Raw genomic sequence first — 26574 nt, 5'->3', positions numbered from 1 at the left:
TTACTCGGAAAGGGCGCTGCATTCGCGCTCTTAGAGCAGCAGAGGCTCGAAACATTTTCACGGCGGTCGAGTTAACGGTTCACTCTGTTTCAACCGGAAGGCACCGCCTTGACCAGAATGATGTTTGGCCCAATCCTCACTGATGACGGCGTTCTTTTTCGGCTCTGGGCGCCTTTTCATCGACGCGTATCTGTGAAGTTAGAAGGTGCTAAGCCACTGGAGATGCGGCCGGTTGGTGACGGATGGCACCATTGCGAAGTCTCTGGCGCCGGCCCGGGCGCCCTCTATCAGTTCGTGCTGCCGGACGGCCTTGAAGTTCCCGATCCCGCTTCCCGCTTCCAACCGCGGGACGTTCATGGGCCAAGCGAGGTTATTGACCTGGCCTCTTATCGCTGGAGAAGAGAAGGGTGGACGGGCCGGCCATGGGAGGAGATCGTCATCTATGAGATGCATATCGGCTCCTTTACCCAGGAGGGTCGCTTTCTAGCGGCGATTGAAAGGCTTGATCACCTGAGGCAGCTGGGCGTTACGGCAATCCAGATCATGCCCGTCAGCGATTTCCCGGGTCGCTACGGTTGGGGCTACGATGGAGTGCTCCCCTATGCTCCGGATAGTAGCTATGGGCGACCGGAAGATCTGATGGCCTTGGTAGACGCGGCCCATCACCGGGGAATCTGTGTGTTCCTCGATGTCGTCTACAATCACTTCGGGCCGGATGGAAATTACATGCCGGCCTATGCGCCGCTGTTCACCGAGCATCACAAGACGCCATGGGGCCGTGGCATAAATTACGATGGCGAGGATTCGGGGCCCGTGCGCGAATTTGTCATCCAGAATGCCCTATATTGGATTACCGAATTCAGGCTCGACGGTCTGCGCCTCGATGCCGCCCACGCGATCAACGACGACAGCCAGGAACATCTCCTGCACGAGCTCGCCCATCGTGTACGGGCAGCTGCCGCAGGCCGCAATGTCCATCTGATTGTCGAAAACGAAGACAACGACAGCGATATTCTGAAGCGGAACACCGAAGGTACGGCACTGCTCTTCGCGGCGCAGTGGAACGACGACATTCACCACGTGCTGCATGTTGCAGCGACTGGAGAGACTTTCGGCTACTATGCCGATTATGCCGGTGACGTCGCCAAGCTCGGCCGGGCGCTCGCCGCTGGCTTCGTATTCCAGGGCGAGCACATGCCATATCGTGGACGGCCCCGCGGCAAGCCGAGTGCGGAGCTTCCACCCACAGCCTTCATCTCCTTCATTCAGAACCACGACCAGATCGGCAACAGGGCACTGGGGGATCGAATGGTTGCCTCACGCCCGAAGGACGCGATCAAGGCGATAACCGCTGTTTACCTTCTGGCACCGCAGGTCCCAATGATGTTCATGGGTGAGGAATGGGGCGCGGAAGAGCCCTTCCCCTATTTCTGTGATTTCAACGAGGACCTTAACGAAAAGGTAAGAAAGGGTCGCCGCGAGGAGCTGACCCGGCTGCCAGGCTTCGATGCCGAAGACCTTCTCGATCCGACTGCGCACTCCACATTCGCTTCAGCCAAGCTCGATTGGTCAAAGCTTGCCGATTCCTCTTCGGCGGATATCCTCGGCTTTTACAAGACACTTCTGGAGATCAGACACCGCCGGATCGCGCCCTTGCTGAACGGTCTCGGCGGCAAGACCGGTGTCTTTCGAACCGCAGGGAGCGCGGTCGCAGTCGATTGGACGCTGGCCGGGGGTGTCCAGCTGCATCTGCTAGCCAACCTGACCGATCAGGAGACGTCCATCAGTTTGCAGAATGAGAATATGGAGCAGATTTTCGCCTGCGGCTCGATCAACCGCAGCCGTCTCGCACCATGGTCGGTGATCTGGAGCATCAGCAAGACCTGACCTCGCGAAGGACGAAGGCCGGAGGCGCGGAAGGCGACTGAACGATGAAGCCCAAGCAACTCGACGAACTGGCTCGGCGACACGGCATCAGCCTCACCAGGCCGAGTCCGGATGGTCAGGAAGTGCCGATCTCCAACGAGACCAAGCGAAAAATCCTGGCCGCCTTGAAGATCGAGCCGCGGCCGAAGAAAGCGCCCCCGAAATCATCCGGGAAGGCCGGCGCTCATTCGGCAAAGTCCCACTCGATGAAAAAGAAGACCCCGAAAGCATACTTGCCGGAGGTACTCAGCAAGACCCGTGTCTGGGGGATCAGCCTGCAGCTTTATGAACTGCGCTCTTCGCGCAATTGGGGAATAGGAGATTTCGAGGATCTTTCGGTTATGGCGGATATTGTCCGGTCGCTCGGGGGTGACTTCATCGGCCTCAATCCGTTGCATGCTCCGTTTCTTGCCGATCCCGACCGCTGCAGCCCTTACGAGCCTTCGAACCGCCAGCGACTTAACCCCCTCTACGTAGCCGTCGATCAGGTTCCAGGCTTTGCAGGCCGCCCGGAGCTCGATCGGCAGCTGGAGGACCTGCGGCAAACCGATCTCGTCGATTATGTTGGGGTCGCTCGCACAAAGCTCGCCGTCCTGAGGTCTCTTTGGGCCAACTGGCAGAGAGGCGCGCCGCGCCACCGGGTTTACGATCCTGCTGATTTCGAGGCGTTCCTGCGTGAGGGCCGTAAGGGACTGCGCCGTCATGCGCTCTTTGAAGCAATTTCGTTTTCGATGGTGAAATCCGCGGCAGGAGCTGGTTGGCATACCTGGCCGGCAGAATATCAAAACCCGGATAGTCCGGCGGTAGTGGAGTTCGAGCGGGAGAATGCGGACGAAGTTCGCTTCCATATGTGGCTGCAGTGGCTGGCGCACCGGCAACTCGCCGAGGCGGCCGAGCATGCGCGCAAGGTCGGCCTGCGGATAGGGTTCTACCTCGATCTTGCGGTTGGAGAAGCCATCGACGGTTCCGCGACCTGGAGCAAGCGGGACATCTACATCGCCGGGGCAACGATCGGAAGCCCGCCGGACCCCTTTGCGACGCAAGGTCAAGACTGGCATCTGGCCGCATTTCGGCCCTCTGCGATCGCTTCGGGCAAGCGCTCGCCCTACCGTAGGATGGTGAGCGCGGCGATGCGCTATGCCGGCGCCATCCGCATTGACCACGCGGCGGCGCTGAGGCGCCTCTTTCTGGTGCCGCTGGACAGCCCGCCGGAGGCTGGAGCGTATGTCGACTACCCGCAGCGTCGGTTGCTGAAGATCCTGGCAAAGGCCTCGGCGCGATACCGCTGCGTGGTGATCGGCGAAGACCTGGGCACGCTTCCGCAAGGATTGCAGGACGATCTCTCCGCGGCGCAGATACTTTCCTATCGCGTCCTTTCTTATGAGCGGGACAAAGCGGCTTCAAACCGGCGGAGGTCTATCCGGCGCTGGCTCTCGCCTGCATCTCTACCCATGATCATGAGACGTTGGCCGGCTGGTGGCGAGGTCGCGATATCAAGGCAAGGGCCAAACATGGCATCGTGCCGCCCGAGGTAACGCAGCAACACGTCAAGGAGCGGAAAAGCGAGCGCCGAGACCTCAAGGAAGCGCTCAATGACGCAGGCCTCGATCCACCGGCGCGGCTGACCGCTAAAACAGCGGACGAAGAGAAGTTGCACGATCTGGCTGTCAGCGCGCACCGCTTCATTGCCAGGACCCCGTCGCTCCTTGCCGCCGTCCGCCTTGCCGACCTGACAAGCGAGAAAAGGCCGACCAATGTTCCGGGCACCGGCGACCGCTATCCCAATTGGAAACCGAAGTTGTCGGTGGCCATCGAGAATTTTGGCGCGATCCCGCTCGTTGCGAGGATAGCTGCGGCGATGCGGAATGAACGGCCGAAAGAGTAAGCCGATTTGGCATGTTTTGAAGGAACAAGTTCCGGCGACCTTCCGTTACAACGCAAAACGCTGTGGCGAGGCATTGCTCATGGACACGCGCCCCCAGTTCGCTTCCCGAATATCTCTCTCTCGACTGCCACCGCAGATTTATTACGTGCATCCCCTCATGCTGAAGGGGCTGGAAGCCTGGAGAGAGGTGTTCGCGCATGCCAAGGACCTTGGTCTGGACACTGTGCTCACGGCTCCCCTTTTCGAACGCGGCCATCATGCCAGCGTCTTCGTCACCAGGAATTTCGACCGGCTTGATCCTGAACTCGGCCTAGGTGAATCCGTCGGCGACGGGCTGAAGGCGCTGGTTCAGGCGGCTCGAGAGAACGGCGTCCGATTGATGCTCGACCTTGTCGTCGACCGGATTGCCCTCGATGATGAAACGGCGGAACCGATGACTGCCGATCCGCGCGTGGCACCACAGGAAAATCTCAGTCGCCGCATCGATTTCATGGGCGAGGCCAAGCACATCGAGGATTGGCGCACCCGCATGATTTGGCTTACGGGTCTCGGCATCGCCGGCTTCCGCTGCCTTGGGATCGGGCGCCTGGCGCCGGAGGCGTGGCGCGAACTTATCGCCTCGACCCGGCAGTCGGCTCCGGAAACGACCTTTCTCGCCTGGACGCCAGGCAGCGCCTTCGAAGACCGCAAGGCCCTTGCGGATACCGGCTTCGACGGCAGCTTCTCCTCGTTTGCATGGTGGAACCTTGAGGACCGCTGGATCATGGACGAATACCAGATCCAGCGGCAGATCGGCTACCAGATCACCTTCCCGGAAGCGCCGTTCGGCAGGCGCATCGCCAACGGCACGGACAGTTGCGAAGTTCTGCAGCGCAAGGCAGTCCGGGCGCTGAAACTTGCGTCCACGTTTGCCAGTGGGCTGATGATCCCCATGGGCTTCGAATACGGAGTGGAAACGCCGCTCGACCCGTTGCATGGCGACGGAAGCGGCTTGGCGGGACTTCGTGACATCGGCTCGTTCGATCTCTCAGGAGACATCCGTACTGTAAGCCGGGGAACGAACAAGACTACCGCCGGCTTCGCCCGGCAGCCGCTGAGGTTGGTCTTCGCCAGCCAGACGCCGACGGTCGCCCTGATGCAGACCGAGCTGGAGGACATCCGCACGTCCCAGAAGGCGCGCATCGTCGTCCTCAATCGCGATCTCAGGCGCGTCGCGCAAGCGCCGTTTAACGCCGTCCGCGAAGCCGCCTCCGCCTTTCTGCCGCTAAAGGCTCTCGACGCGGAGGATGAGACCTTTACCGCTGAGCTCAAACTGAAGCCGGGCGAGCTGCGGATATTCGAAGGAACATCGTCAATTCCGGTCATTGATGCGGTCCGGGTCCCGAGCGTCGACGAGGCCGCGGCCTCTGCGCGGCTGGCTATCGAAAAAATCACGCCGGCGGTGGATGAGGGGCGTTTCGTCGTCAAACGCATCGTCGGCGAGACGGTGAAGGTCGAGGCAGATATTTTCGGCGATGGCCATGACCCGCTGTCGGCGGCCCTGCTTTGGCGACCGGCCGACGAGACGAAGTGGAACGAGGTCCGCATGCAGTTGATCGAAAACGATCGCTGGCACGCGGAATTCACTCCGAAGCGCGTGGGGCGGCACGAATTCATAGTCGAAGGCTGGCGCAATCCCTTCGCTATCTTCCGCTACGAATTCACCAAGAAGCACGAGGCACGGCTCGATCTCCGCCTGGAAATCCAGGAGGGCATCAACCACGTGCTCGACGCGCTCGACAATTCGTCCGGTCGGATCAAAAAACGGCTGCAGAGCCTTTTCGACGAGCTGACCGAAGTGCAAGATTCCCAGCGCATCGAAATCCTGCTTGCCGCCGAGACTGCCGAACTGTTGGCAGAGGCCGACCGCCGGCCCCATCGGGTTCGCTCGCAGGCCATTCCGCTCGATGCGGAACGTACGGCCGCCGCATTTGCGAGCTGGTACGAGATTTTTCCACGCTCCCAGAGCGGTGATCCCAACCGCCACGGCACGTTTGACGATGTCATCGAGCGCCTGCCAGCAATCCGCGCCATGGGCTTCGACGTGCTCTATTTCACGCCCATCCACCCGATCGGCAAGACGAATCGCAAGGGCAAGAACAACAGCCTCAAGGCCGCGCCGGGAGATCCCGGCAGCCCCTATGGGATCGGCTCCGAAGCAGGCGGGCACGAGGCGATCCATCCCGAACTCGGCGCGTTCGAAGACTTCCGGCGCCTGGTGGATGCGGCCGCGGAAGCCGGCTTGGAAATTGCGCTCGACCTGGCGATCCAGTGTTCGCCAGACCACCCGTGGCTGAAACAGCATCCGGGCTGGTTCGACTGGCGGCCGGATGGCACGATCCGCTATGCGGAAAACCCGCCGAAGAAATACGAGGATATCGTCAACGTCGATTTCTATGCCAGCAACGCAGTTCCTTCATTATGGACCGAGCTGCGCGATGTCGTGCAGAAATGGGTCGACAACGGCGTAAAACTCTTCCGCGTCGACAATCCGCACACCAAACCCTTCCCCTTCTGGGAATGGCTGATCGCCGATATCCGCACGCGGCATCCGGAGGTCGTCTTCCTGTCGGAGGCCTTCACGAAGCCGAAGGTGATGTACCGCCTCGCCAAGATCGGCTTTTCACAGTCCTACACCTATTTCACATGGCGCAACGCGAAGTGGGAGCTCGAGCAGTACATGCGCGAGATCACCACGGAAGAACCGAAGGAATTCTTCCGGCCTCACTTTTTCGTCAACACGCACGACATCAACCCCGATTTCCTGCAGAACGCGCCGCGCCCGGCCTATCTGATCCGTGCTGCGCTTGCCGCCACACTCTCGGGACTCTGGGGCGTCTACAATGGGTTTGAGCTTTGCGAGGGCCGGCCCGACGCCAAACGCAAGGAATATGCCGACTCGGAAAAATACGAGATTCGCGCCTGGGACTACGACAGGCCAGGCAACATCAAATCCGAGATTGCCATGCTCAACCGGATCCGAAGGGAGAACCCGGCGCTGCATTCGCACCTTGGCCTCCAGCTTCTCACGGCCTGGAACGACAACATCATGTTCTATGAGAGGGCAACCACGAGCCGTGAGAACGCTCTGCTGATCGCCGTCAACCTCGATCCGTACAATGCGCAGGAAGCGGACGTGGAAATCCCGCTCTGGTCATGGAACCTCCCAGACCACGGCGCGCTTGACCTCGAGGACCTGATCAGCGGCCGGAAATTCACCCTGACCGGTAAGATCCAGCGCATTCGGCTCGATCCGCATGCCGGCCTGCCGTTTGCGATCTGGCGCGTGAGATAAGGGAGGAGAACGACATGGATACGATGACCCTAAGTCCCGGCGCGCTGGCTCAGACATCCGCGCAGGAGCCCGATCCCTTGTGGTACAAGGACGCGGTCATCTACCAACTTCACATCAAATCCTTCTTCGATGCCAATGGGGACGGCATCGGGGACTTCAAGGGCTTGCACGAGAAGCTCGACCACATCGCCGCGCTCGGCGCCAATACGATCTGGGTGTTGCCCTTCTTCCCTTCGCCGCGTCGGGACGACGGATATGATATCGCCGATTACACCAGCGTCAGCCCGGACTATGGCACGATGGAGGAGTTCACGGCCTTTGTCGAAGCTGCGCACCAACGCGGCCTGCGGGTGGTCATCGAGCTCGTCATCAATCACACGTCCGACCAGCATCCGTGGTTCCAGCGTGCCCGCTTAGCGCCACCCGGCTCGCCGGAGCGGGATTTCTACGTCTGGTCGGATACGGATCAGAAATTCCCGGAAACCCGCATCATCTTTCTCGATACGGAAAAGTCCAACTGGACGTGGGATGCCGTGGCGGGCGCCTACTATTGGCACCGCTTCTATTCCCACCAACCGGACCTCAATTTTGATAATCCGCTGGTCTTGGAGGAACTCTTGGGCGTGATGCGGCTGTGGCTGGAAACCGGTATCGACGGCTTCCGCCTCGACGCGATTCCCTATCTGGTCGAGAGAGAAGGCACGATCAACGAGAATCTGCCGGAGACACATGAGATCCTGAAGAAGATCCGGTCGGCGCTCGATGCCACGCATCCAGGCAAGATGCTCCTTGCCGAGGCCAATCAGTGGCCGGAGGACACGCGCGAATACTTCGGCGACGGCGACGAGTGCCATATGGCATTCCACTTCCCGCTGATGCCGCGGATGTATATGGCGATCGCCAAGGAAGACCGCTTTCCCATCACCGACATCATGCGGCAGACGCCAGAAATCCCCGAGAATTGCCAATGGGCGATCTTTCTTCGCAATCACGACGAGCTGACGCTTGAAATGGTGACCGACGAAGAGCGCGACTACCTCTGGAACATTTATGCCGCCGACCGCCGCGCCCGCATCAATCTCGGCATTCGGCGCCGTCTTGCGCCGCTGATGGAGCGCGACCGCCGCCGCGTCGAGCTGATGAACGCCCTGTTGCTCTCGATGCCGGGTACCCCGGTGATCTACTATGGCGACGAGATCGGAATGGGCGACAATATCTATTTGGGTGACCGCGATGGCGTCCGCACGCCGATGCAGTGGTCTCCGGACCGCAACGCCGGCTTTTCTAGAGCCGACCCGGCCCGGCTGGTGCTGCCGCCGATCATGGACGCTCTTTATGGCTACGAGGCCGTGAACGTCGAGGCGCAAGCAGCGGACGCGCACTCGCTGCTGAACTGGACCCGCCGCATGCTGGCCTTGCGCAACAGGCATATGGCTTTCGGGCGAGGCCCCTTGAGGTTCCTCACACCGGGCAACCGCAAGATTCTCGCGTACTTGCGTGAATACGATAACGAGACGATCCTTTGCGTCGCCAACCTCTCCCGCCTGCCGCAGGCCGTCGAACTCGATCTCGCACAGTTCGAGGGCCGCGTACCGATCGAGCTGACGGGCATGTCTCCGTTCCCGCCGATCGGTCAGCTCACCTACCTGCTTACACTGCCGCCATACGGATTCTTCTGGTTCCAGCTCGCGCAGGAGGCGGACGGCCCTGCCTGGCGCACCGAGCCTCCCGAGCAGTTGCAGGACATGGTGACCGTAGTGATGCGTCGCAATCTGCAGGAACTGGTCGATGAGCCACGGCTTTCCCGGACGCTGTCGAGCGAGGTTCTGCCGGGCTATCTCGCCAAGCGGCGCTGGTTCGGCAGCAAGGGCCAGGCGTTGAGGCGTGCCTCCCTTGTTGCCGCGACGCCGCTTCCCTTTGCCGGCAACCTCCTGTTGGGAGAACTGGAGGTCGAGCTCGACGAGCGTACGGACACCTATCTGCTGCCGCTTGCGGTATCGTGGGACGACACCCAGCCGACCGCCCTCGTGCAACAGCTTGCTCTTGCCCGCCTCCGCCAAAGCCGCCGGGTGGGATTTCTGACCGACGGCTTTGCACTGGAGGGCTTGGCACGCGGCGTCGTCCGCGGGCTCAGCGAACGTGCAGTCATCTCCGGCCGCGCCGGCAGGCTGGAATTTCTCGGGACGGATCAGCTCGACGGCATGAACGTCAACGAGGACATGCCGGTGCGGTGGCTCTCGGCAGAGCAATCCAACAGCTCCCTGATCATCGGCGACATGGCGATGGTCAAGCTCATCCGCCACATCTTGCCGGGCACCCATCCGGAAGTGGAGATGACCCGCCATCTCACGAAGGTCGGGTACAAGAATACGGCGCAGTTGCTCGGCGAAGTCGCGCGCATTGCGCCGGATGGCAGTCGCTACACCTGCATGATTGTGCAGGGTGCGATCCGTAACCAGGGCGATGCCTGGGACTGGATGCTCGGCAATCTCCGTCGCTCGATCGATGAGGTGCTGGTAACCGGGATCGACGAGGAGGCAGCGGACGAGCACTTCAAGCCAATCGTCGATTTTGCCGCGACGGCCGGCAAACGGCTCGGCGAATTGCATGTGGCGCTGGCGCAGCCGACCGAGGACGAGAATTTCAAACCCGTCAGGATGTCCAACGCGGATGCCCTAGCGCTGGCAAACGCCGTCAAAGAGCAGGTCAAGGCCAGCCTCGCCATTCTGGAGGAGACCCGCGACAGCCTCGCTCCGGCCGTCGCTCAACAGATCGGGCAGCTCATCGATGGACGCGAGGACCTTTTGAAGGCGGCTGGCTACCTGGCCAAGGCCGCGGCTGGCACCTTCATGACCCGCAATCACGGCGACTTCCATCTGGGCCAGATCCTGGTCTCGGAAGGTGATGCCTACATCATCGATTTCGAGGGCGAGCCTGCCCGAGATCTCGCCGAACGTCGCGCCAAGAGCAATCCGCTGCGGGATGTCGCAGGACTACTGAGATCGCTCAGCTATCTGGCAGCGTCGGCAGATGTTGACCGGGACTTGGTAACCCAAGTGGACAATGAGAGGAATATGGCGCTCGTGGCCCGCTTCATCGAAATGGCGGAACCTGCATTTCTTCAGGCCTATTTCGACGCAATCGACAGCGCAAGAGAACTCAGCATCCCGGCGGAATCTGGCGGTCGCATCCTGGACCTGTTCCTGCTGGAGAAGGCGGCTTACGAGATCGCTTATGAGGCCCATAACCGTCCCAATTGGCTAGCCCTGCCAGTTGCGGGCTTGTCGGCCATCGCATCGAGACTCCTGGAGAACGTCGCATGAGACACGAGCGCGCAGACCTGATGATCGGCACCGCCCAGGAGGCTCTTCAAGATCTCATCGAAGGCCGCCAGGGCGATCCCTTCTCAATTCTCGGACTTCATCAATATGGCGACCTTACCGTCATAAGAGCGCTGTTGCCTGGCGCGATCTCCGTGGACGTGGTGGAGGTCGGCACCAACCGCGTGCTGACGCGGCTGGAGACGATTCATCCGGGCGGGCTCTTTGCCGGCGCGATCGGCAGCCCGACCAGCTACCTCTTTCACATCAACTGGCCCGATGCCGTGCAGGAGACGGAAGACCCTTACGCTTTCGGCCTGCTGCTCGGCGACCTTGATCTGCATCTCATCGCTCAAGGTACCCATTACGACCTCGGCCGCACGCTCGGTGCCATTCCGACGGAGGTCGATGGCATTCAAGGCGTCCGCTTTTCCGTATGGGCCCCGAATGCGCGGCGCGTGTCCGTTATCGGCGACTTCAATTCCTGGGATGGGCGGCGGCATCCGATGCGGCTCAGGCCGCAGGCGGGCGTCTGGGAGCTTTTCATTCCCCGCCTCACGCATGGCGAGCGCTATAAGTTCGAGCTGGTCGACGCTCACGGCAATCTCCTGCCGCAGAAGGCCGATCCGGTTGCCCGTGCCAGCGAAGCCGCACCCTCGACGGGCTCGATCGTCGCCTCCTCGAAACCCTTCCGCTGGAGCGATGAGGATTGGATGCGCGCGCACCGAGCGGACCAAGCTCTCGAAGGTGCCATCTCGATCTACGAAGTGCATCTCGGATCTTGGCTCAGGATCACTGAGGAGGAAAACCGGCCGCTCGATTGGGTCGAACTCAGCCAGAGGCTGGTCCCGTATGCCCGAGATCTCGGTTTCACGCACATCGAACTCCTGCCGATCATGGAACATCCGTTCGGTGGCTCCTGGGGCTATCAGCCGCTTGGCCTTTTCGCGCCGACCGGTCGCCACGGCACGCCAGAGGATTTCGCCTATTTCGTGGATCGCTGCCATGCCGCCGGTATCGGCGTGATCCTCGATTGGGTGCCGGCCCATTTCCCCACCGATGGCTGGGGCCTCGCCCGCTTCGACGGGACCGCACTTTATGAGCACGAAGACCCGCGGGAGGGATTTCACAAGGACTGGAACACGCTGATCTACAATCTCGGCCGCAACGAAGTGAAAGGCTTCCTGATTGCCAGCGCATTGGAGTGGCTGGAGCATTTCCATGTGGATGGGATACGCGTGGACGCGGTCGCCTCCATGCTCTACCGCGACTACAGCCGCAACGAGGGCGAATGGATCCCCAACCAATACGGTGGCCGCGAGAACCTCGAGGCAGTCGAATTCCTGAAGCACCTCAACAGTATCATCCATCACCGCTGCCCCCATGCCTTCACAGTCGCGGAAGAGTCGACCGCCTGGCCCGGCGTCTCGAAGCGGCTCGACGAGGGCGGCCTTGGTTTCGACTTCAAGTGGAACATGGGATGGATGCACGACACGCTGCACTACATGCAGGACGACCCCGTTTATCGCAAATACCACCACTCGGCGATGACCTTCGGCATGATCTATGCCTATTCCGAGCGCTTCATTCTGCCACTCTCCCATGACGAGGTGGTGCACGGCAAAGGCTCGCTCTTCGGCAAGATGCCCGGCGACCACTGGCAGAAGCTCGCCAACCTGCGTGCCTACTACGGCTTCATGTGGGGGCATCCCGGCAAGAAACTGCTCTTCATGGGTGGTGAGATTGCACAGGATGCCGAATGGAGCCATGACGGCTCCATTCATTGGGACCTACTCGACCAGCCCGGCAACGCGGGTGTGCAGCGCCTGATCCGCGACCTGAACAATCTTTACACACGAGAGCCGGCATTCCAGTTCGGTGACCTGAATCCGGCCGGGTTCGAATGGGCGTTGGCGGATGATGCGGAAAATTCCATCTACGGCATGCTTCGCAGTGCGCAAGACCGCTCCTCGCATGTCCTGATCATGTCCAATCTGACGCCGGTGCCGCGGAACGGTTATCGCGTTGGCGTGCCGGCGGAGGGCCGCTGGGATGTGATGCTTAATACCGATGCCGCGGTCTATGGAGGGGCCGATCTCGGGCAGATCGAGGTATGGGCAGAACGCCGGCCGGCGCATGGCAAGGAGTTCTCGATCCTTCTGACAGTCCCGCCGCTTGCGACGGTTTTCCTGCGATGGAAGGAGTAGGCTAGTCGAGTCAGCTGAACCTGACCGCCATTCTAGCGCGTGCTTTTGCCGCTTCTTCCTCGCGGTTGCGCGGGGGTTGCGCTGTTTCCAGCGAATCGAGCAATTCCTGGGCCGCCGCCGCGATCGAACTGACCGCGTGACTGAAAGCCACTTCATTCCGTTTCGACGGTTTGGTCGTTCCGCTCAGCTTGCGCACGAACTGAAGCGCGGCGTCCTTGATTTCCTGGTCTGTCGCCGGTGGATCGAAATTGAACAGGGGTCTTATGTTTCGGCACATGATTGGCTCCCGGTCATCTTGCATGACAAAGATAAATTATATGGTGTGCCGAGTTTATTTTATAGCTCGCGGACCTGCCAATGCTTTGCGTTGTCGCCAAGGAGGTGCGACCAAAGTGGGCCGGCGCTCGCGGTCCCTATGCCGAGCCGAATACGTGGGCCAAGGAGGTCTGCGATGGCTCCCTGTCGTTTTCCGCGATGCGTGTCTTAACCCGTGTTTGATCGACGTGAACCAGTTCGGCGAGGATCGAAAGCGCGATGTCGCCGGCGCTCTTGCTGCCGGCAAATAGCCCTGCCGGGCCGTTGATGCGGTTCAGGCTTGCGCGATCGAACCCCTGTTCCTCAAGCCGCTGCAGACGCAGGCGATGGGTCGGCCGGCTTCCCATTGCTCCGATGTAGAAGGCATCCGTCGCCAATGCCGACGGGAGCAGCGCCAGATCCCAATCGTGGTCGTGGAACATAAAGACGATTGCCGTGCGCGCGTCGGCTTCGAATGGCGGCGTGCGGTTGGGGCTTGTCAGGTGGGTCGTCGCTACATTGAACGAAGACAGGCGCTGAAGCGTCGGCTCGTCGTAGGACCAGGCAAGCACCTCGAAACCGGCGATCTGTGCCATCCGGGCGAGTTGAACCGTCGCCGGTCCGACGCCCGCGATAACCAGCCGTTTGCGCGGCCGGTAAACGCGAAGCATATGAGCTCCGAAGCGGTTGCCTTCGTCGATCACCAACTCGGCGACCTGTCGATGTTTCAGGCGCTGGTCGATCTCCTCAAGGGTATTCAGATCGGCATCGACGTCGAAGAAAAGCTCGATCGCACTGCCGCAGGGAAGCTGGATATCGAAATACTTCGAGCCGCGGCCGTAACGTACCAACCGGCTCTCACCGGCGGCAATGGCTTCAAGCGCCTCGCCGACGACAGCTCTCTCGATACAGCCGCCGGAAAGATATCCGACCCAGTTTCCTGTTTCGGATATCGCCATCTGAGCGCCTAAAAAACGCGGTGACGATCCCTCGATCTTGACCAGCGTGACGAGAGCCAGCTTCTCGCGGCGCTTCAGCGTCTCGATCGCGAAATCGAGAACGTAGTCCTCGAAAGCTTCCCATTCACCATGAGGGTCTTTCATCCACGGAACTCCTGCTTCCGGCGTCGAGCCAGGGATTTGACCGAGGCAGCCGGTTGCTCCGGCTGCCTGCTGGGTATCGTCATGCAGCCGAGCGGAGCTTCAGCAGAGCAGCGGCAATCTCGGACGGCACTTCAAGCGGCGAGAAGTGCCGCACCCCTTCCATCACCTCCAGGTGTGAACCCTTGATGTTATCCGCCAGATATTGCGCCATCTCAGGCGGCGTGGCGTAGTCTTCGGAGCCGACGCGGATCTCGCAGGGGAAAGCGAATTTATGTAGAAACGCGCGCAGATCTGCGGCGCCGAGCATTTCGCAGGTCGCCGCATAGGCCGGCAGTTCGTTGGCGAGGAAGATGCCGACAGCCTGGTCGAGGATAGCGGGGTTCGCTTCCCGGAATGCGTCGCCGAACCAGCGCGTCTTCTGGAAGCCCACCAGCGCCGAGAGGCCCTCGTTCTTTGCCTTTGCGGCGCGCTCAGCCCAGGCGGCTGGTGCATTTTCTCCGTACCAGGCCGTCGTGTCGAAAAGTCCGAGACCCTGCGTTCGCTCAGGGTGATGGCTTGCAAAGGCCAGCGAGACGCAACCGCCCATGGAAGCTCCGGCCACGATCGCGGCGGGCCAGCCGATATGGTCCATCAAGTCGGCGATATCGTCGGCAAATTGCTCGACGCGATAGGGGCCTTGCGGCTTTCCGGATTGGCCATGCCCGCGGCAATCGAAAATCAACACATCTCCGGCGCCCTTCAGCGCTTCGACGGTGCTGTTCCAGAAGCTCTTGTCCATGGCAAGCGAGTGGACAAGGACAAACCGGGCGGCGCCGTCGCCAGGGACCAGGCGGTAGGAGAGGCGGGTGCCGTCCCGGGCTGTTGCGAAATCGGACTCTGTTTTACGGGTTTCCACGTGGGGTTCCTTTATCGTCGTAGCACGTCGATGCCGCTGCCGGCCGGGTCGCCGGCAGCGGCGGTTTTGATGATCAGCCGGCGGCCTTCTGCGCCGACCCCTTGGGAAGGCTGAACATTCCGCGCGGCAGGCTTTCCATGAAGGCAAGAACTTCCGGGCTTTCTATGACGTCGGCATACTTGGCATTGAGGTCGCAGAGCGCTATCGCGTGGCTTGCTTCGGATCGTTCGAAACAGGCGTCCTCGACCATCGTGACGCGGTAATTGTGGCTGAAGGCATCGACGACCGTCGCACGCACGCAGCCGCTCGTGGCGGTGCCGGTGACGATGACGCTGTCGCAACCGAGCTGCGTCAGATAGCCAGCAAGGTTGGTGCCGTGGAAGCCGCTTGGCTTCTGCTTGTAGATGACGATGTCCCGCGCGCTCGGGGCAATCTGCGGCATGATCTCGTTTCCGTCCTGGTTCGTCCCTGTGGGTTTTTCTCCGCTACGGGAGTTTTTCCACGCCCAGGCTCCCGCATCCCAATTGTCGTCGCGCCGGACGCCGGTCGTATAGATAACAGGCATCTCGCGCTCGTGCGCGGTGTCGATGAGCCTGCGGATGATCGGCAGGGCATCCCAAGCGGCTTCGCCACCGGACTGCCGCCATTTCTTGATCGACTCCAAAACAGGCTCGCGGCGATCGCCGCAGAACGCATAATTCACGTCAATCACCAGCAATGCCGGACGTTTTCCGAAGCCCTGCCTGGCGCCGTACCCTGCGAGCTCAAACACGCGTTTATCCCGCTCGGTCAAGAACTTATCCCAGATTCTCTCAGTCATAAACTCGCTCCCAAATAACCAGCAAATACAGCGCCGTCCGATGCAGGCCGCTTAACGACTTGACTTATGGCACAGTTATGATTGTATGGCAAACATACACTATGACAAGATTACATTCGACAGTCTTGCATATGTGGTCTCGCCCCCAAGGGGGTAAACTCAGTCAATACCTTTCGGGAGGAGGTCAATGATGGTTTCGAAAATGACAGTGCGTAGCCGGTTGTGGGCGATCGCAGGAAGCTTGGCGGCAGTGTTTGCCATGACGCCGGCGCAAGCTCAGGAGGCTTGGAAGCACGGTATCGTCGAAGCAAAGGGCGATTCCGGGTTCCTGTTCCAGGCAGCCGAAGGTGGCTTCGGCCAGAAGCATAATCTCAACATCGACATGGTGGAATTCACCGGCGGTCCGACGGCGCTGAAGGCGCTGATTGCAGGCGAGCTCGACAGCTTCGAAGCAAGCCCGGTCGTTGCTTTCGCGGCCATGCATCAGAATGCCGACATCAAGATCATCGGCTGCAACTGGCCGGGAATGACCTACACGGTCTTCGCCGCGCAAGATGTCAATTCGGCGGCCGACCTCAAGGGCAAGTCGATCGGCGTTTCGGCACCGGGTTCGCTGCCTGCGCTCTTCGGTCAGCTCGCTCTGGAAGCGGCCGGCGTTACCGACGTGACCTACGCCAATGCTGGAGGCAGCGCCGATCGCGTGCGCGCCATCAGCTCCGGCGTCGTTGCCGCTGCCGCAAGCTCGAGCGAGTTCGCCGTCAGCGCCGATACACTCAAGGTAAAGCCGCTCCTTGCCGGTGCGGAAGTGACGCCGAAATTCGTCAAGGTCTGCATCATGACGACGGGCGCCAAGATTGCCGAGCGCCGTGCCGACATGGTGAATTTCCTGGCCGCCGAAATGGAAGGGCTGACCTATGCCGTCAACAACAAGGACGCCATGATCGCCCTAGCGCGCAAGGTCGCGCACCTGCCGGACGACGACAAGACGGCCGAGTTCATCTATGATGAGGCGATCAAATATAAGGCCGTCGCCACCGATCTCGCGATTCCCATGGAAAATCTGCAGTGGACTGACGACCAGATGGTTCGCCTTGGTGCGCTGAAGCAGAAGGCCGATGTCAGCAAATTCGTTGACGAAAGTGTTCGCCAGGAAGCCTTGGCGGCAGTTCAGAAGAAATAAGCTTGTTCAATTCGAGGAGGACTCTGCATGGCTCATCTTGAGGTGCAGAATATCGTCAAGTCTTTTGGCACACGATCGGGTGTCCAGTTCGCACGCGCGTTGGATGGTGTTTCGTTCGATGTCGAGAAAGGCGAGGTGATTGCACTGATTGGCCCCAGCGGTTGCGGCAAGACGACCTGTCTGCGCATCATCATGGGCCTCGAGACATCCACGGCCGGTCAGGTTCGCGTGGCCGGGCGCCCGGTCGCGGGCTGTGGTCATGATCGAGGCATGGTCTTTCAGCATGCAGAGCTCCTTCCTTGGAGGAACACGCTCAGCAATGTCGGTTACGGTCTCGAGATGAAAGGCGTCAAGGAGCCGGAACTCTCGAAGAAATCCAGCCACTATCTCGACCTTGTTGGTCTCAATCACGCGGCAAAGCTCAGGCCGCACCAACTCTCCGGTGGTATGAAACAGCGCGCCGGTATTGCCCGCGCGCTTGCGATCGACCCGGAGGTCCTCCTCATGGACGAGCCGTTTGGGGCGCTGGATTCCCAGACGCGCGAGACGCTGCATGGAGAGCTTTTGTCGATCCACGGCAAAACCGGAAAGACGATTATCATCGTCACGCATGATCTCGATGAGGCCGTCATGCTGGCGGACCGCGTCATCGTGATGCAGAAGGGAACGATCGGCGAGATCGTCCCGATCGAGATCGGCCGCGACCGTCAGGACATGCGCGCCGTACGCACATCAGCAGAATATTCGAAGAAGCGCACGATGATCTGGGAAGCACTCCACGATCACGAACGCAAGGCAGCTTGAGGAGTAAGATCATGTCTACAACCACGCAGACGGACAGGGTGTTTTCCTCGAAACAGGCCGAAGGCGTAAGCAGCCGTTGGACGATGCCGAACTGGATGATCACGACGATTTCCGTGATTATCGCCTTGGCTATTTGGGAATACTTCGGCCGCAGCGCAAACCCGCTTCTTGGCACCTATCCGAGCGCTATCCTGGTTGCCGCGAAGGAGATGACCGCCGACGGCCGGCTTCTTACCGCACTCTTCGATAGCAGCAAGCCGTTCGTCGCAGGCTACCTCGCGGCCGCCGTGATCGGTATTCCTGTCGGATTGCTGCTTGGCCGGTACCGCGTTCTGGAAGCCGGCTTCGGCATCTATGTGACCGCTGGCTATGCGACGCCGCTGATTGCTCTCGTGCCGCTGATGATCCTCTGGTTCGGTCTTGGCTTCATGGTCAAGGCCGTTATCGTCTTTCTACTTTCCTTCTTCCCTATCTGCCTGAATACGTGGTTCGGTGTGAAAGCCGTGCCAAAGACGCTGATCGAGGTCGGGACGGCCTTCTGTGCTCCTCAGGCGCAGATCATGCGAGGCATCATTCTGCCGGCAACGATCCCTTATATCATGGCGGGCCTGCGGCTCGGGATCGGCAAGGCCGTCATCGGTATCGTAATCGCCGAATTCCAGACGGCCATCTCCGGTCTTGGCGGCATCATCATCACCTCGGCCAACGGCTTCCGGACGGCTGAGATGTTCGTGCCGATCGTTCTGATCATGGTGATTGCGGTCGTGCTGTCGGAGCTGGTAGGCTTGCTCGAGCGATACGTTGCACCCTGGCAAAGTGAAATCGCCGGGCAGGACGCTCCCTGATATTCGGCTTTCAAGGCTCATCTTGTCGCCGGGGGTTCTGCCTCCGGCGATCTTCATTGGGAGATCTTTTGGATGAATACGGCGCGCGAGCAGGCTTTGTGGGATTTTGCCGTCAGCCTCTATGGCAGGCCGGGCGTCGCTGAAGCTTGTCTTGCGCTGCAGGATGAAGATGACGTCGACGTGCCGCTGCTTCTCTATGCTGCGTGGCTCGGAGATCGAGGGATCGCGCTTTCGGCATCGGATATCGCCGAAATCATCGGGGCCATCGGCGGATGGCAAAGAGAGATCGTCTCGCCGCTGCGCGTCATAAGGAGGCGGTTGAAGGAAGGGCCGTCGCCGGCTCCTAACGAGACGACCGATGCGCTGCGCAATGCCATCAAGAGCGCGGAGCTCTCAGCCGAACGTATCGAACTTGCGCTCTTGGAGAGCCAGGGGCGCCATTTGGCTGCAGCCGCTGGAGGGACCGCGGCGGCCAACATGATCGCCATCGTGGCTCACCATGGCGATGGAGTTATCGGCGAGCGGGCATCGGCCCTAGTCCAAAGGATTGCCGCAGCTGACGGCTCCTAGTTGGAAACGTCCGTTTCTTCCTTCCACCGTTTGACGAGGGGAAGGTGGATATCGAATAGATCGAGTGCGCGACCGACTGTCTGGGTCACGATGTCATCGATCGTCTGCGGTTTGCTGTAGAAGGCTGGAACAGGCGGCATGATGATCGCACCGTTGCGTGTCGCCTGGTCCATCAATGCAATATGACCGGCATGCAGCGGTGTCTCCCGCAACAGCAGCACGACCCGGCGGCGCTCCTTGAGGCAGACATCGGCGGCCCGCACGATCAGCTCGTCGTTATAGCAGTTGGCAATTCCGCTGAGCGTCTTGATGGAGCAGGGCGCCACGAGCATGCCTGCAGTGCGGAAGGAACCCGAGGACACGGCGGCGCCGATGTCCCGGTAGTTGTAGAGCTTGTCCGCGAGGCCCCGGATTTCCTCCGCCGGCATGTCGATTTCATCAGCAGCCGTCCGCAAAGCAGACGGCGAGATGATCGCATGCGTCTCCACATCGGCAACGTCCTTCAGGAGCTGCAGGGCGCGCACGCCATAGATGATGCCAGAGGCTCCGGTTATTGCTATGATGAGGCGTCGCATGCGATCTGGAACTTTCTTTAAGCTTGGATGAGTTCTGTAGGTTCATTCCGGTGGAGAGCCGAGCGCGCCGAATTCGCGACATGGGTTTCGGCGGCCACATGGGCAGCCTGCTTGTCGCGCTTGCCGATTGCGTCGACGATCTGCTCGATTTCCTTGATACTCTGAAGCCGCCGCTCCGGACGCACGACGGACAGGCGGCGAAGTGGGGACGTCAGAAGAGTCAGCTTTTTCAGCAGGTCGAAAGCGATCGGATTGCGAGCCCCGGAGCATATGAGATCGTAGAAGTCGCGCTTCGCGGCAACGATCTCTTCGGCGGTTCCAGTCTTGTAAGCCTCCTTCAGCCGCTTGCTGTGGCGTGTGAGGGCCGCCACCTCGGCGTCAGGCGCGTTTTCAATGAATTGCTCGATGATCAAAGGCTCCAATACGCCGCGGATGCGGTAGATATTTCCGGCATCTTCCGCCGTAACCGTGACGACCGCGAGCCCGCGATTGTTGAGTTCGGTCAATATTCCTTCGGCTTGCAGCTGGCGCAGCGCTTCGCGAAGAGACGTGCGGCTGACATTCAGTTGCTGGCAAAGATCTTTCTCGACCAGGCGGGCACCGGGCTCCAGATGGCCGGTTTCGATCGCCCGCCGCAAAGACTGGATGATCTTGTTACGCAGGGGTGCGGACTCCTGCTTGAGGGGTGCAAAGAGCTCGATTTCCCGATTATTCATGATTTCCCCGCTAAGGCCTCTTCATAGTGCCACATTACATGACTGTCACACAGACAGACATCGTTCAAAGATCTTTATTGCGCGCATTAGCGAGTCCTCGTCAAGGGAGCCTGTGGATGCCCCCCGGCGCCGGAATCGTGCCGGCGTCGGGGGTCTATTTGCGCGGTGGCAGCTCAGTCCTTTTTCTCTATGTCGCGAACGGGAGTTTCCGGTTTGATGCCGGGCCGGCGGCGTGAAAACGTATTCTCGCCGGTCGCCCGCCAGTCCCCCGTGACTGCCGAATCAGCAAACCCGGTCCAGAGATCGCTCCAGTCGCCAAGCGAATAGCCATGCCATGGCGGCTGCGGCGAAAGACGCGGGAGCTGCAGATCTTCCCAGATCTTTCGCGCACGTGTCATGTAGGGCTCTGCCGGCAGGGCAAGCGGCGGCATCGGCGCCTTGAGCGTCGCGTCGATCAAGAGGGTGCCTTCGGCGCGTTTCGAGCCCGATTTTGGACCATGCCCGCCCGAACGATAGGGACTGACATGCACATCATCGATCATGTTGGCGCGATAAGCGAGTGACCAGAATACGGCGTCGGCATTGCGCGCATCGATGTCATCAGAAACTGCGATGACGATCTTTCCGCACTGAGCCTGCAGGTTCGCGGCACCCTGGAGGCCACGCCAGATTTCCGATTGCGGAGCCGAGCGGTCGAATTCCAGGAAGATGACCTTCCGGATATTGGTCAGCGGTTCGTGCATGACGACGCGCTTGATTCCCTTGACGTTCAGGACCTTCTTTAGATGGTTGTAGAAGAGAGGCTCGTAGGCAACGCGCTTGAGTACGCTCGACTCGCTCGGTGTGACCTGGCTGACGATCGATACAAGCACCGGCTTGCGCTTGCGGGTGATTGCCGTGACGCGCATCGACATGTTGAAGTCTTCAAGGGCTACGTGTCCATGGCTTTCCCCGAACGGGCCTTCCGGTTCCAGCAGTTCGGTATCGACCAGTCCTTCGATGACAATCTCGGCATCGGCCGGCACTTCAAGGTCAATCGTTTTGCATTTGACGATCCTGATGGGCTTGCCGGTCAATCCGCCTGCGACGCCAAGTTCGTCCTGATCGATCGGCAATTTCTGTGGGCCGGTGAAAAGAACCGCCGGGGCGCAGCCGATCACGATCGCGCAGGGCATCGGCTCACCGCGCTTCTGGTATTTGAGCCAATGCTGGTATCCGCCGGCGCCGCTGAGGCGGCTTGCCATGCGTACGCCAAGGCGATCTTCAGCCTTAAGTGCGGCGCGGTAGGTTCCCATGTTGCGAATGCCGTTCTCGGGATCGCGGGTTACGCAGAGCGTTGCCGTGAAATAGGGGGCACTGTCGAAGCCCGGCGTGGAAACCGGAACAGGCAAGCTGCCAAGGCCACCGCCTTCAGCCTTCAATGCATCGCCGGTGATGACGACTTCTTGGCATGGCGCCTCATTGACCATCACTGGGTCGATCGGGTTCTCCATGGCGCGAACCCATACATCGCCGATCTCATCCTCCTCGACGCCAAGGCCGGCGGCGTAGATGGCGGGCGAAGCCGCAAGCACGCCGACAGCTACGGGGATGTCGTATTTCTCGCCTTTTGCTCCGTGAACATCGGTAAACAGAAAACCGCGGCGCTGATCGTCAGGCAGGCCCCCCTGGAATTGCCAGCGCGCAAGCGGATGAAGCTCCGCATCCTTGTCGATCGGCACCTGGATTTTGGTCAACAATCCATTCGCCTCAAGCCGGGCGAGGTGCTCCTGGAGATCCTGCGGAGCATTCTGCTCTTTTATCCTCATAAAAATGGTGCTCCCAAATGCGTTTCCGCGGCCGAAGAGAGGCCGCCTCCCGCTGATTTTCGATCATTCACAATCGCACATAGGCCGGATCGCGAAACAAGATGTTTAAAAACGCCCGTCTTTTTCGATTGCATTAACATCGCCATACTGTCATACATTATGACGAGAAGCAACAGCGTACTGCCTGATAGCAACGGCGTGCCGCAAGTCGCGGAGGATGAGAGTTCTGAATGGCCAACCCAACTCAAAAACGCGTTGAAACGCCGGAGCAATCCGCGCGGGAAATGATCAGTTACCCCGCTCTCTCGCCTGAAATGAAGCTTGTCGAAGAAGCTTTCTTCCGGCATGTGGGCAAGCCCATTCCGCGCAAGGAAGATGGACGCCTGATCACCGGCAAGGGCCGGTTCTCCGACGACTTCAACTTTCCGGGCCAGACCTATGCGGCGATGGTGCGGTCACCGTATCCTCATGCGCGTATCAGGTCGATTGATCCGAGCGAAGCGCTGTCCAGTCCTGGTGTTCTTGCCGTGCTGACGGGGCAGGATGTTCTCGACGACAAGCTTGAGCCGCTCCCTCACAGCCCCGTGCCGTCCACAAAATTCGATATGAAGTTGACGGCGCCAGATGGCGGCAAACCGTTTATCGGACCGCATTACCTACTGCCGGCTGACCGGGCGCGTCATGTCGGCGAGGCCGTTGCCATGGTGGTGGCCGAAACCGCGGCGCAAGCAGCCGACGCCGCCGAAAAGGTCCTTGTCGATTATGAGGAACTGCCGCACGTGACAAACACGGCTGCGGCTGCTGAACCGGGAGCTCCGGCTGTCTGGGATGAAGTCCCGAACAATGTCTTCATCGAGTCGAAATTCGGTGACTGGGCCGGAACCGATGCTGCCTTCGCCAAGGCAGATCACGTGATCCGCGCTGATTTCCATATCGACCGTGTGACCGCGGTGACGATCGAGCCGCGCGCCGCGGTTGCCAACTTCGACGCCGAGACGGGTCGCTATACCCTTTATGCCGGAAGCGGCGGAGCAGTGCGTCAGAAGGGGGAGCTTGCCAAGGTTCTAGGCATCGAACCCAAGAATCTCCGGGTGCTGTCCTTTGATGTCGGCGGCAACTTCGGCGCCCGCAACCGTGCCTACGTCGAGTTCGGCCTCGTTCTGTGGGCCTCGAAGAAGGTCGGTCGGCCCGTCAAGTTCACGGCAACACGTTCGGAAGCGTTCCTGACCGACTATCAGGGCCGCGATCTGGTGACCAAAGTCGAGCTTGCTTTGAGCAAGGAAGGAAAATTCCTGGCGCTGCGGGCCGATAACCTTAGCAATGTTGGTATGCGCTGCGTCTCGCTTTCGCCGCTCAGCAAAGGCTCGGGCCTGATTACCGGCTCCTACGACATACCAGTTGCAGCGCTGCGCGCGCGCGCAGTCTTCACCAATACGATGTGCACGCAGGCGTATCGTAGTTCCGGGCGCCCGGAAGTCACTTACGCTATCGAGCGTCTCGTGGAAATCGCGGCTCGCGAGCTCGGTTTCGATCCGCTCGAGCTGCGCCGCAGGAATCTGGTTCAGCCGGAGCAGATGCCCTACACCAATGCGGTGGGCTCCATCTACGACAGCGGCGAATACGAAAAGAACATGAATAGGGCTCTCGAGCTTGCCGATTGGAACGGCTTCGAGAAGCGTCAGCAGGATGCGGCGACGCGTGGCAAATTGCTAGGCCGCGGATTTGCCAACTACGTCGAGTCCTCGATTGGTTCGCCCAAGGAACGCGCCGAGATCGAGGTCAAGGACGACGGAACAATCGAAGTTGTGATCGGAACGCAGCCGAGCGGGCAGGGGCATGAAACCAGCTTTGCCCAGGTTGTGGCCGACATGCTCCAGGTGCCGGTCGAAAAGGTCTGGATCGTCCTGGGAGATACCGACATCGTGAGTGTCGGCGGCGGCTCGCATTCGGGACGCTCGATGCGTCACGCCGGTACGGTGATGGCGATGGCGTCTGCCGATCTTCTGGCCGAAGGACGCCGCCGCACTGCCTCCCTGTATGGCGTAGATGTTGACTCGATCGACTTCGAGAGTGGTTACTTCAAGCTGCGGGGCAGCAATGAAGCGATCGATATTTTCGAGCTCTCGCTCCGCACCCGCGAGGCCGACGGACCCCTGCGGGTTGCGCGTGACAATGAAATGCACACGCCCGTGTTCCCGAATGGGGCTGCAATCTGCGAGGTCGAGGTTGATCCCGAGACAGGGCACGTGCAGATCACCGCCTATTCGACCATTGACGATGTGGGGCGCTGCATCAATCCGCTCATCGTTCACGGGCAAACCCATGGCGGTATTGCGCAGGGTGTCGGCCAGGCCATGTGGGAACTATGCGCCATCGACGAGACGACGGGTCAGCCGCTTGCCGGCTCGTTGATGGACTACGGCATGCCGCGCTTCGACAACCTGCCGTCTTTCAACTGCGAGATCGCCGAAGTGATCTCGCCAACAAATCCGCTCGGCGTCAAAGCGGGCGGCGAAGGCGGCACGACGCCGGCACTCGTTACCGTAACCAACGCCGTCATCGATGCGCTGAAAGACTACGGCGTCACGCAATTGCCGATGCCGCTCACGCCCTTCACCGTCTGGAAGGCCATTCATCAGGCCGGTGCACGATAACTCAGGAGAACTTCGTCCATGACCCATAAGCAAACGGTTCGCGTCATTGCTTTCCCCGGCGCTCCCAATCTCCCGGTTTTCGCGGCAAGCGAAAACGGCTTCTTTGAAGCGGAGGGTCTTTCGATCGAGCTGACGCTGACGCCGAATTCCATTGCTCAGGCCGAAAGGACTGCCGCTGGCGAGTTTGACATCATCTTCACGGCATTCGACAACATCGTCGCCTATGGAGAAGGGCAGGGGCCGGCAGGCGCTGCGGTCAATCCCAACTATGTGACGATCATGGGGGCGACGCAGCTGGAGCTTGCCATCGTTGCCGCTCCGGATGTGACGACTTATTCGGATCTCAAGGGACGCAGCATCGCGCTCGATGCGCTGTCGACCGGCTTTGCCTTCGTGCTCTATGAGATGTTTGCGCGGGGTGGTTTGAAGCCTGACGATGTCACCTACGTTCCCGTTGGCGCAACACCGCAGCGGTGGCAGTCCGTGAAGTCAGGCGAGCATGCCGCGACCTTGACCATCGAGCCTTTTACCAGCATTGCGCGGAAGTCCGGCTTCAACGTACTTGGCCTTTCGACGGAGATTTTCGACAGCTACCAGGGTGGTGCCGTCGCCGCACGTCGCCCTTGGGCAGAGCAGAACCCGGAGACGGTGAAGGCTTTCATCCGCGCGTACCTCAAGGGTCTGGCCTGGACGCTCGACCCGCTGAACCGCTCGCAGGCCGAACGTATCCTCCAGGAAAAGATGCCGGAGATTCAACCGGCGGCCTTGCAATCGGTCATGACGAGCGTGCTCTCGCCGCGTTCTGGGCTGACTCCGGATGCCAAGATCCTGGCGGATGGCATGACGCGGGTTCTGGAGCTGCGTTCACGCTTCGGAAAGGGCGGGACGACGCTGACAGACCCGTCCAAGTATCTGGACCTCGCCTACTACAACACCGTGACCAGCAACCGCTGAGCGGCCGATGCATTCACCGGGAGGTTTCTGATGGATTTGAAGGGCGAATACAGGATCAAGGCTTCTCGCGAAAACGTGTGGAAGATGATCAACGATCCGGAGGTGTTGAAGGCGTGCCTCCCGGGCTGCGAAAGCCTGCAGGGCAGTCCGGCGGAGGGCTTCATCGCGCGGGTGACGACGAAGATCGGTCCGATCAAGGCGACGTTTGAAGGCGCGGTAAAGCTTAGCAACATCGAGGCGCCGGCAAGCTACACGATCTCAGGCGAAGGAAAGGGCGGCGTCGCGGGCTTCGCAAAAGGCGGCGCCGATGTGAACCTTGCCGAAGACGGCAATGAGACGATCCTGACCTATGTGGCGAATGCCCAGGTCGGCGGCAAGCTTGCACAGCTCGGCGCGCGGCTGATCGACTCGACGGCAAAGAAACTCGCCGATGAGTTCTTCAAGAGCCTCGCCGACCGTATCTCCGAGCCGCGAGCAACCGCAAGCACCGCGTCGGATCCGGCACCCGTGCCGCCGGTTGCGCCTTCAGTGGCGTCAGTTACGGCAGCACCGTCTCCGCGTCCGGCATCCGCTGCCGCATCGCCTGCCATGAACCCGGCGAAACTATGGATCATCGTCGCTGCCGCGGTTGCCGTGGTGGTGATCGCAGCGGCCGTTCTCCGCTAAAAGAATAAGGTAGAAGAT

The 26574-nt window shown here is 60.4% G+C and carries 18 protein-coding genes and 1 pseudogene; 12 read left to right on the top strand and 7 right to left on the bottom strand.

The genetic code is table 11. The features are described 5' to 3' along the window. Positions 1-108: 108 nt before the first annotated feature. The 5 genes and pseudogenes from treZ to glgB all read left to right on the top strand — a co-directional run bounded on the left by treZ (position 109) and on the right by glgB (position 12672). Positions 109-1887, top strand: a complete 1779-nt coding sequence (gene treZ, locus ACPYOJ_RS00510; protein WP_481414477.1) for a malto-oligosyltrehalose trehalohydrolase — start codon at positions 109-111, stop codon at positions 1885-1887. 44 nt (positions 1888-1931) lie between these two features. Next, a pseudogene (gene malQ, locus ACPYOJ_RS00505) lies at positions 1932-3811 on the top strand (4-alpha-glucanotransferase). Between the two features lie 79 nt (positions 3812-3890). Next, positions 3891-7145: an alpha-1,4-glucan--maltose-1-phosphate maltosyltransferase gene (locus tag ACPYOJ_RS00500; RefSeq protein WP_481414476.1), complete on the top strand. Its 3255-nt coding sequence runs from the start codon at positions 3891-3893 to the stop codon at positions 7143-7145. A 23-nt stretch (positions 7146-7168) separates the two neighbouring features. Continuing rightward, entirely contained in the window at positions 7169-10468 is a 3300-nt protein-coding gene (treS, locus tag ACPYOJ_RS00495; protein WP_481414627.1) for a maltose alpha-D-glucosyltransferase, read from the top strand. Further along, positions 10465-12672: a 1,4-alpha-glucan branching protein GlgB gene (gene glgB, locus ACPYOJ_RS00490; RefSeq protein ID WP_481414475.1), complete on the top strand. Its 2208-nt coding sequence runs from the start codon at positions 10465-10467 to the stop codon at positions 12670-12672. Before treS ends, glgB begins: the two co-directional genes overlap by 4 nt. A gap of 10 nt (positions 12673-12682) precedes the next feature. Here the strand turns inward: glgB and ACPYOJ_RS00485 are convergent, their stop codons facing one another. The 4 genes from ACPYOJ_RS00485 to ACPYOJ_RS00470 all read right to left on the bottom strand — a co-directional run bounded on the left by ACPYOJ_RS00485 (position 12683) and on the right by ACPYOJ_RS00470 (position 15784). Further along, the gene (locus ACPYOJ_RS00485) at positions 12683-12949 is read right to left on the bottom strand and encodes a DUF2277 domain-containing protein (RefSeq protein ID WP_168829940.1); all 267 of its coding nucleotides are present in this window, start codon (positions 12947-12949) and stop codon (positions 12683-12685) included. Between the two features lie 136 nt (positions 12950-13085). Next, a complete protein-coding gene (locus ACPYOJ_RS00480) occupies positions 13086-14069 on the bottom strand; it encodes an XdhC family protein (protein WP_481414474.1) in 984 nt (327 codons plus the stop codon). A 79-nt stretch (positions 14070-14148) separates the two neighbouring features. Then, on the bottom strand, positions 14149-14964 hold the full coding sequence (locus ACPYOJ_RS00475) for an alpha/beta fold hydrolase (RefSeq protein WP_481414473.1): 816 nt from the start codon (positions 14962-14964) through the stop codon (positions 14149-14151). Positions 14965-15037: 73 nt separating this feature from the next. Further along, positions 15038-15784, bottom strand: coding sequence for an isochorismatase family protein (locus ACPYOJ_RS00470; RefSeq protein ID WP_481414472.1), 747 nt, complete (start codon positions 15782-15784; stop codon positions 15038-15040). Positions 15785-15971: 187 nt separating this feature from the next. On the opposite strand from ACPYOJ_RS00470, the gene ACPYOJ_RS00465 reads away from it, so the two are divergent. The 4 genes from ACPYOJ_RS00465 (at position 15972) to ACPYOJ_RS00450 (ending at position 19183) form a co-directional block, all read left to right on the top strand. After that, positions 15972-16964, top strand: a complete 993-nt coding sequence (locus ACPYOJ_RS00465; protein WP_481414471.1) for an ABC transporter substrate-binding protein — start codon at positions 15972-15974, stop codon at positions 16962-16964. 27 nt (positions 16965-16991) lie between these two features. Beyond that, positions 16992-17768, top strand: coding sequence for an ABC transporter ATP-binding protein (locus ACPYOJ_RS00460; RefSeq protein ID WP_168829945.1), 777 nt, complete (start codon positions 16992-16994; stop codon positions 17766-17768). An 11-nt stretch (positions 17769-17779) separates the two neighbouring features. Continuing rightward, on the top strand, positions 17780-18613 hold the full coding sequence (locus ACPYOJ_RS00455) for an ABC transporter permease (protein WP_168829946.1): 834 nt from the start codon (positions 17780-17782) through the stop codon (positions 18611-18613). Positions 18614-18685: 72 nt separating this feature from the next. Next, entirely contained in the window at positions 18686-19183 is a 498-nt protein-coding gene (locus ACPYOJ_RS00450) for a TIGR02444 family protein (RefSeq protein WP_481414470.1), read from the top strand. Here ACPYOJ_RS00450 and ACPYOJ_RS00445 read toward each other — a convergent pair. The 3 genes from ACPYOJ_RS00445 to ACPYOJ_RS00435 all read right to left on the bottom strand — a co-directional run bounded on the left by ACPYOJ_RS00445 (position 19180) and on the right by ACPYOJ_RS00435 (position 22282). Beyond that, complete coding sequence (locus ACPYOJ_RS00445; RefSeq protein WP_168829948.1) at positions 19180-19758, bottom strand: UbiX family flavin prenyltransferase; 579 nt, start codon at positions 19756-19758, stop codon at positions 19180-19182. The genes ACPYOJ_RS00450 and ACPYOJ_RS00445 overlap by 4 nt on opposite strands. 17 nt (positions 19759-19775) lie before the next feature. Next, entirely contained in the window at positions 19776-20474 is a 699-nt protein-coding gene (locus tag ACPYOJ_RS00440) for a GntR family transcriptional regulator (protein WP_481414469.1), read from the bottom strand. Between the two features lie 173 nt (positions 20475-20647). Next, the gene (locus ACPYOJ_RS00435) at positions 20648-22282 is read right to left on the bottom strand and encodes a UbiD family decarboxylase (protein ID WP_481414468.1); all 1635 of its coding nucleotides are present in this window, start codon (positions 22280-22282) and stop codon (positions 20648-20650) included. Between the two features lie 230 nt (positions 22283-22512). Here ACPYOJ_RS00435 and ACPYOJ_RS00430 point away from each other — a divergent pair, with 230 nt between their 5' ends. From ACPYOJ_RS00430 to ACPYOJ_RS00420, 3 genes are read left to right on the top strand one after another with little or no spacing between them, the layout of a single operon-like run. After that, a complete protein-coding gene (locus ACPYOJ_RS00430; protein WP_481414467.1) occupies positions 22513-24936 on the top strand; it encodes a xanthine dehydrogenase family protein molybdopterin-binding subunit in 2424 nt (807 codons plus the stop codon). A gap of 18 nt (positions 24937-24954) precedes the next feature. Next, complete coding sequence (locus tag ACPYOJ_RS00425) at positions 24955-25890, top strand: ABC transporter substrate-binding protein (protein ID WP_481414466.1); 936 nt, start codon at positions 24955-24957, stop codon at positions 25888-25890. A 30-nt stretch (positions 25891-25920) separates the two neighbouring features. After that, positions 25921-26556 (top strand): SRPBCC family protein, encoded by a 636-nt coding sequence (locus tag ACPYOJ_RS00420; RefSeq protein WP_481414465.1) that lies wholly within the window; start codon positions 25921-25923, stop codon positions 26554-26556. Positions 26557-26574: the final 18 nt, after the last annotated feature.

Source organism: Rhizobium sp. SVR5-9E, from assembly GCF_056755095.1.
This window is presented reverse-complemented; position numbering and strand designations above follow the sequence as displayed.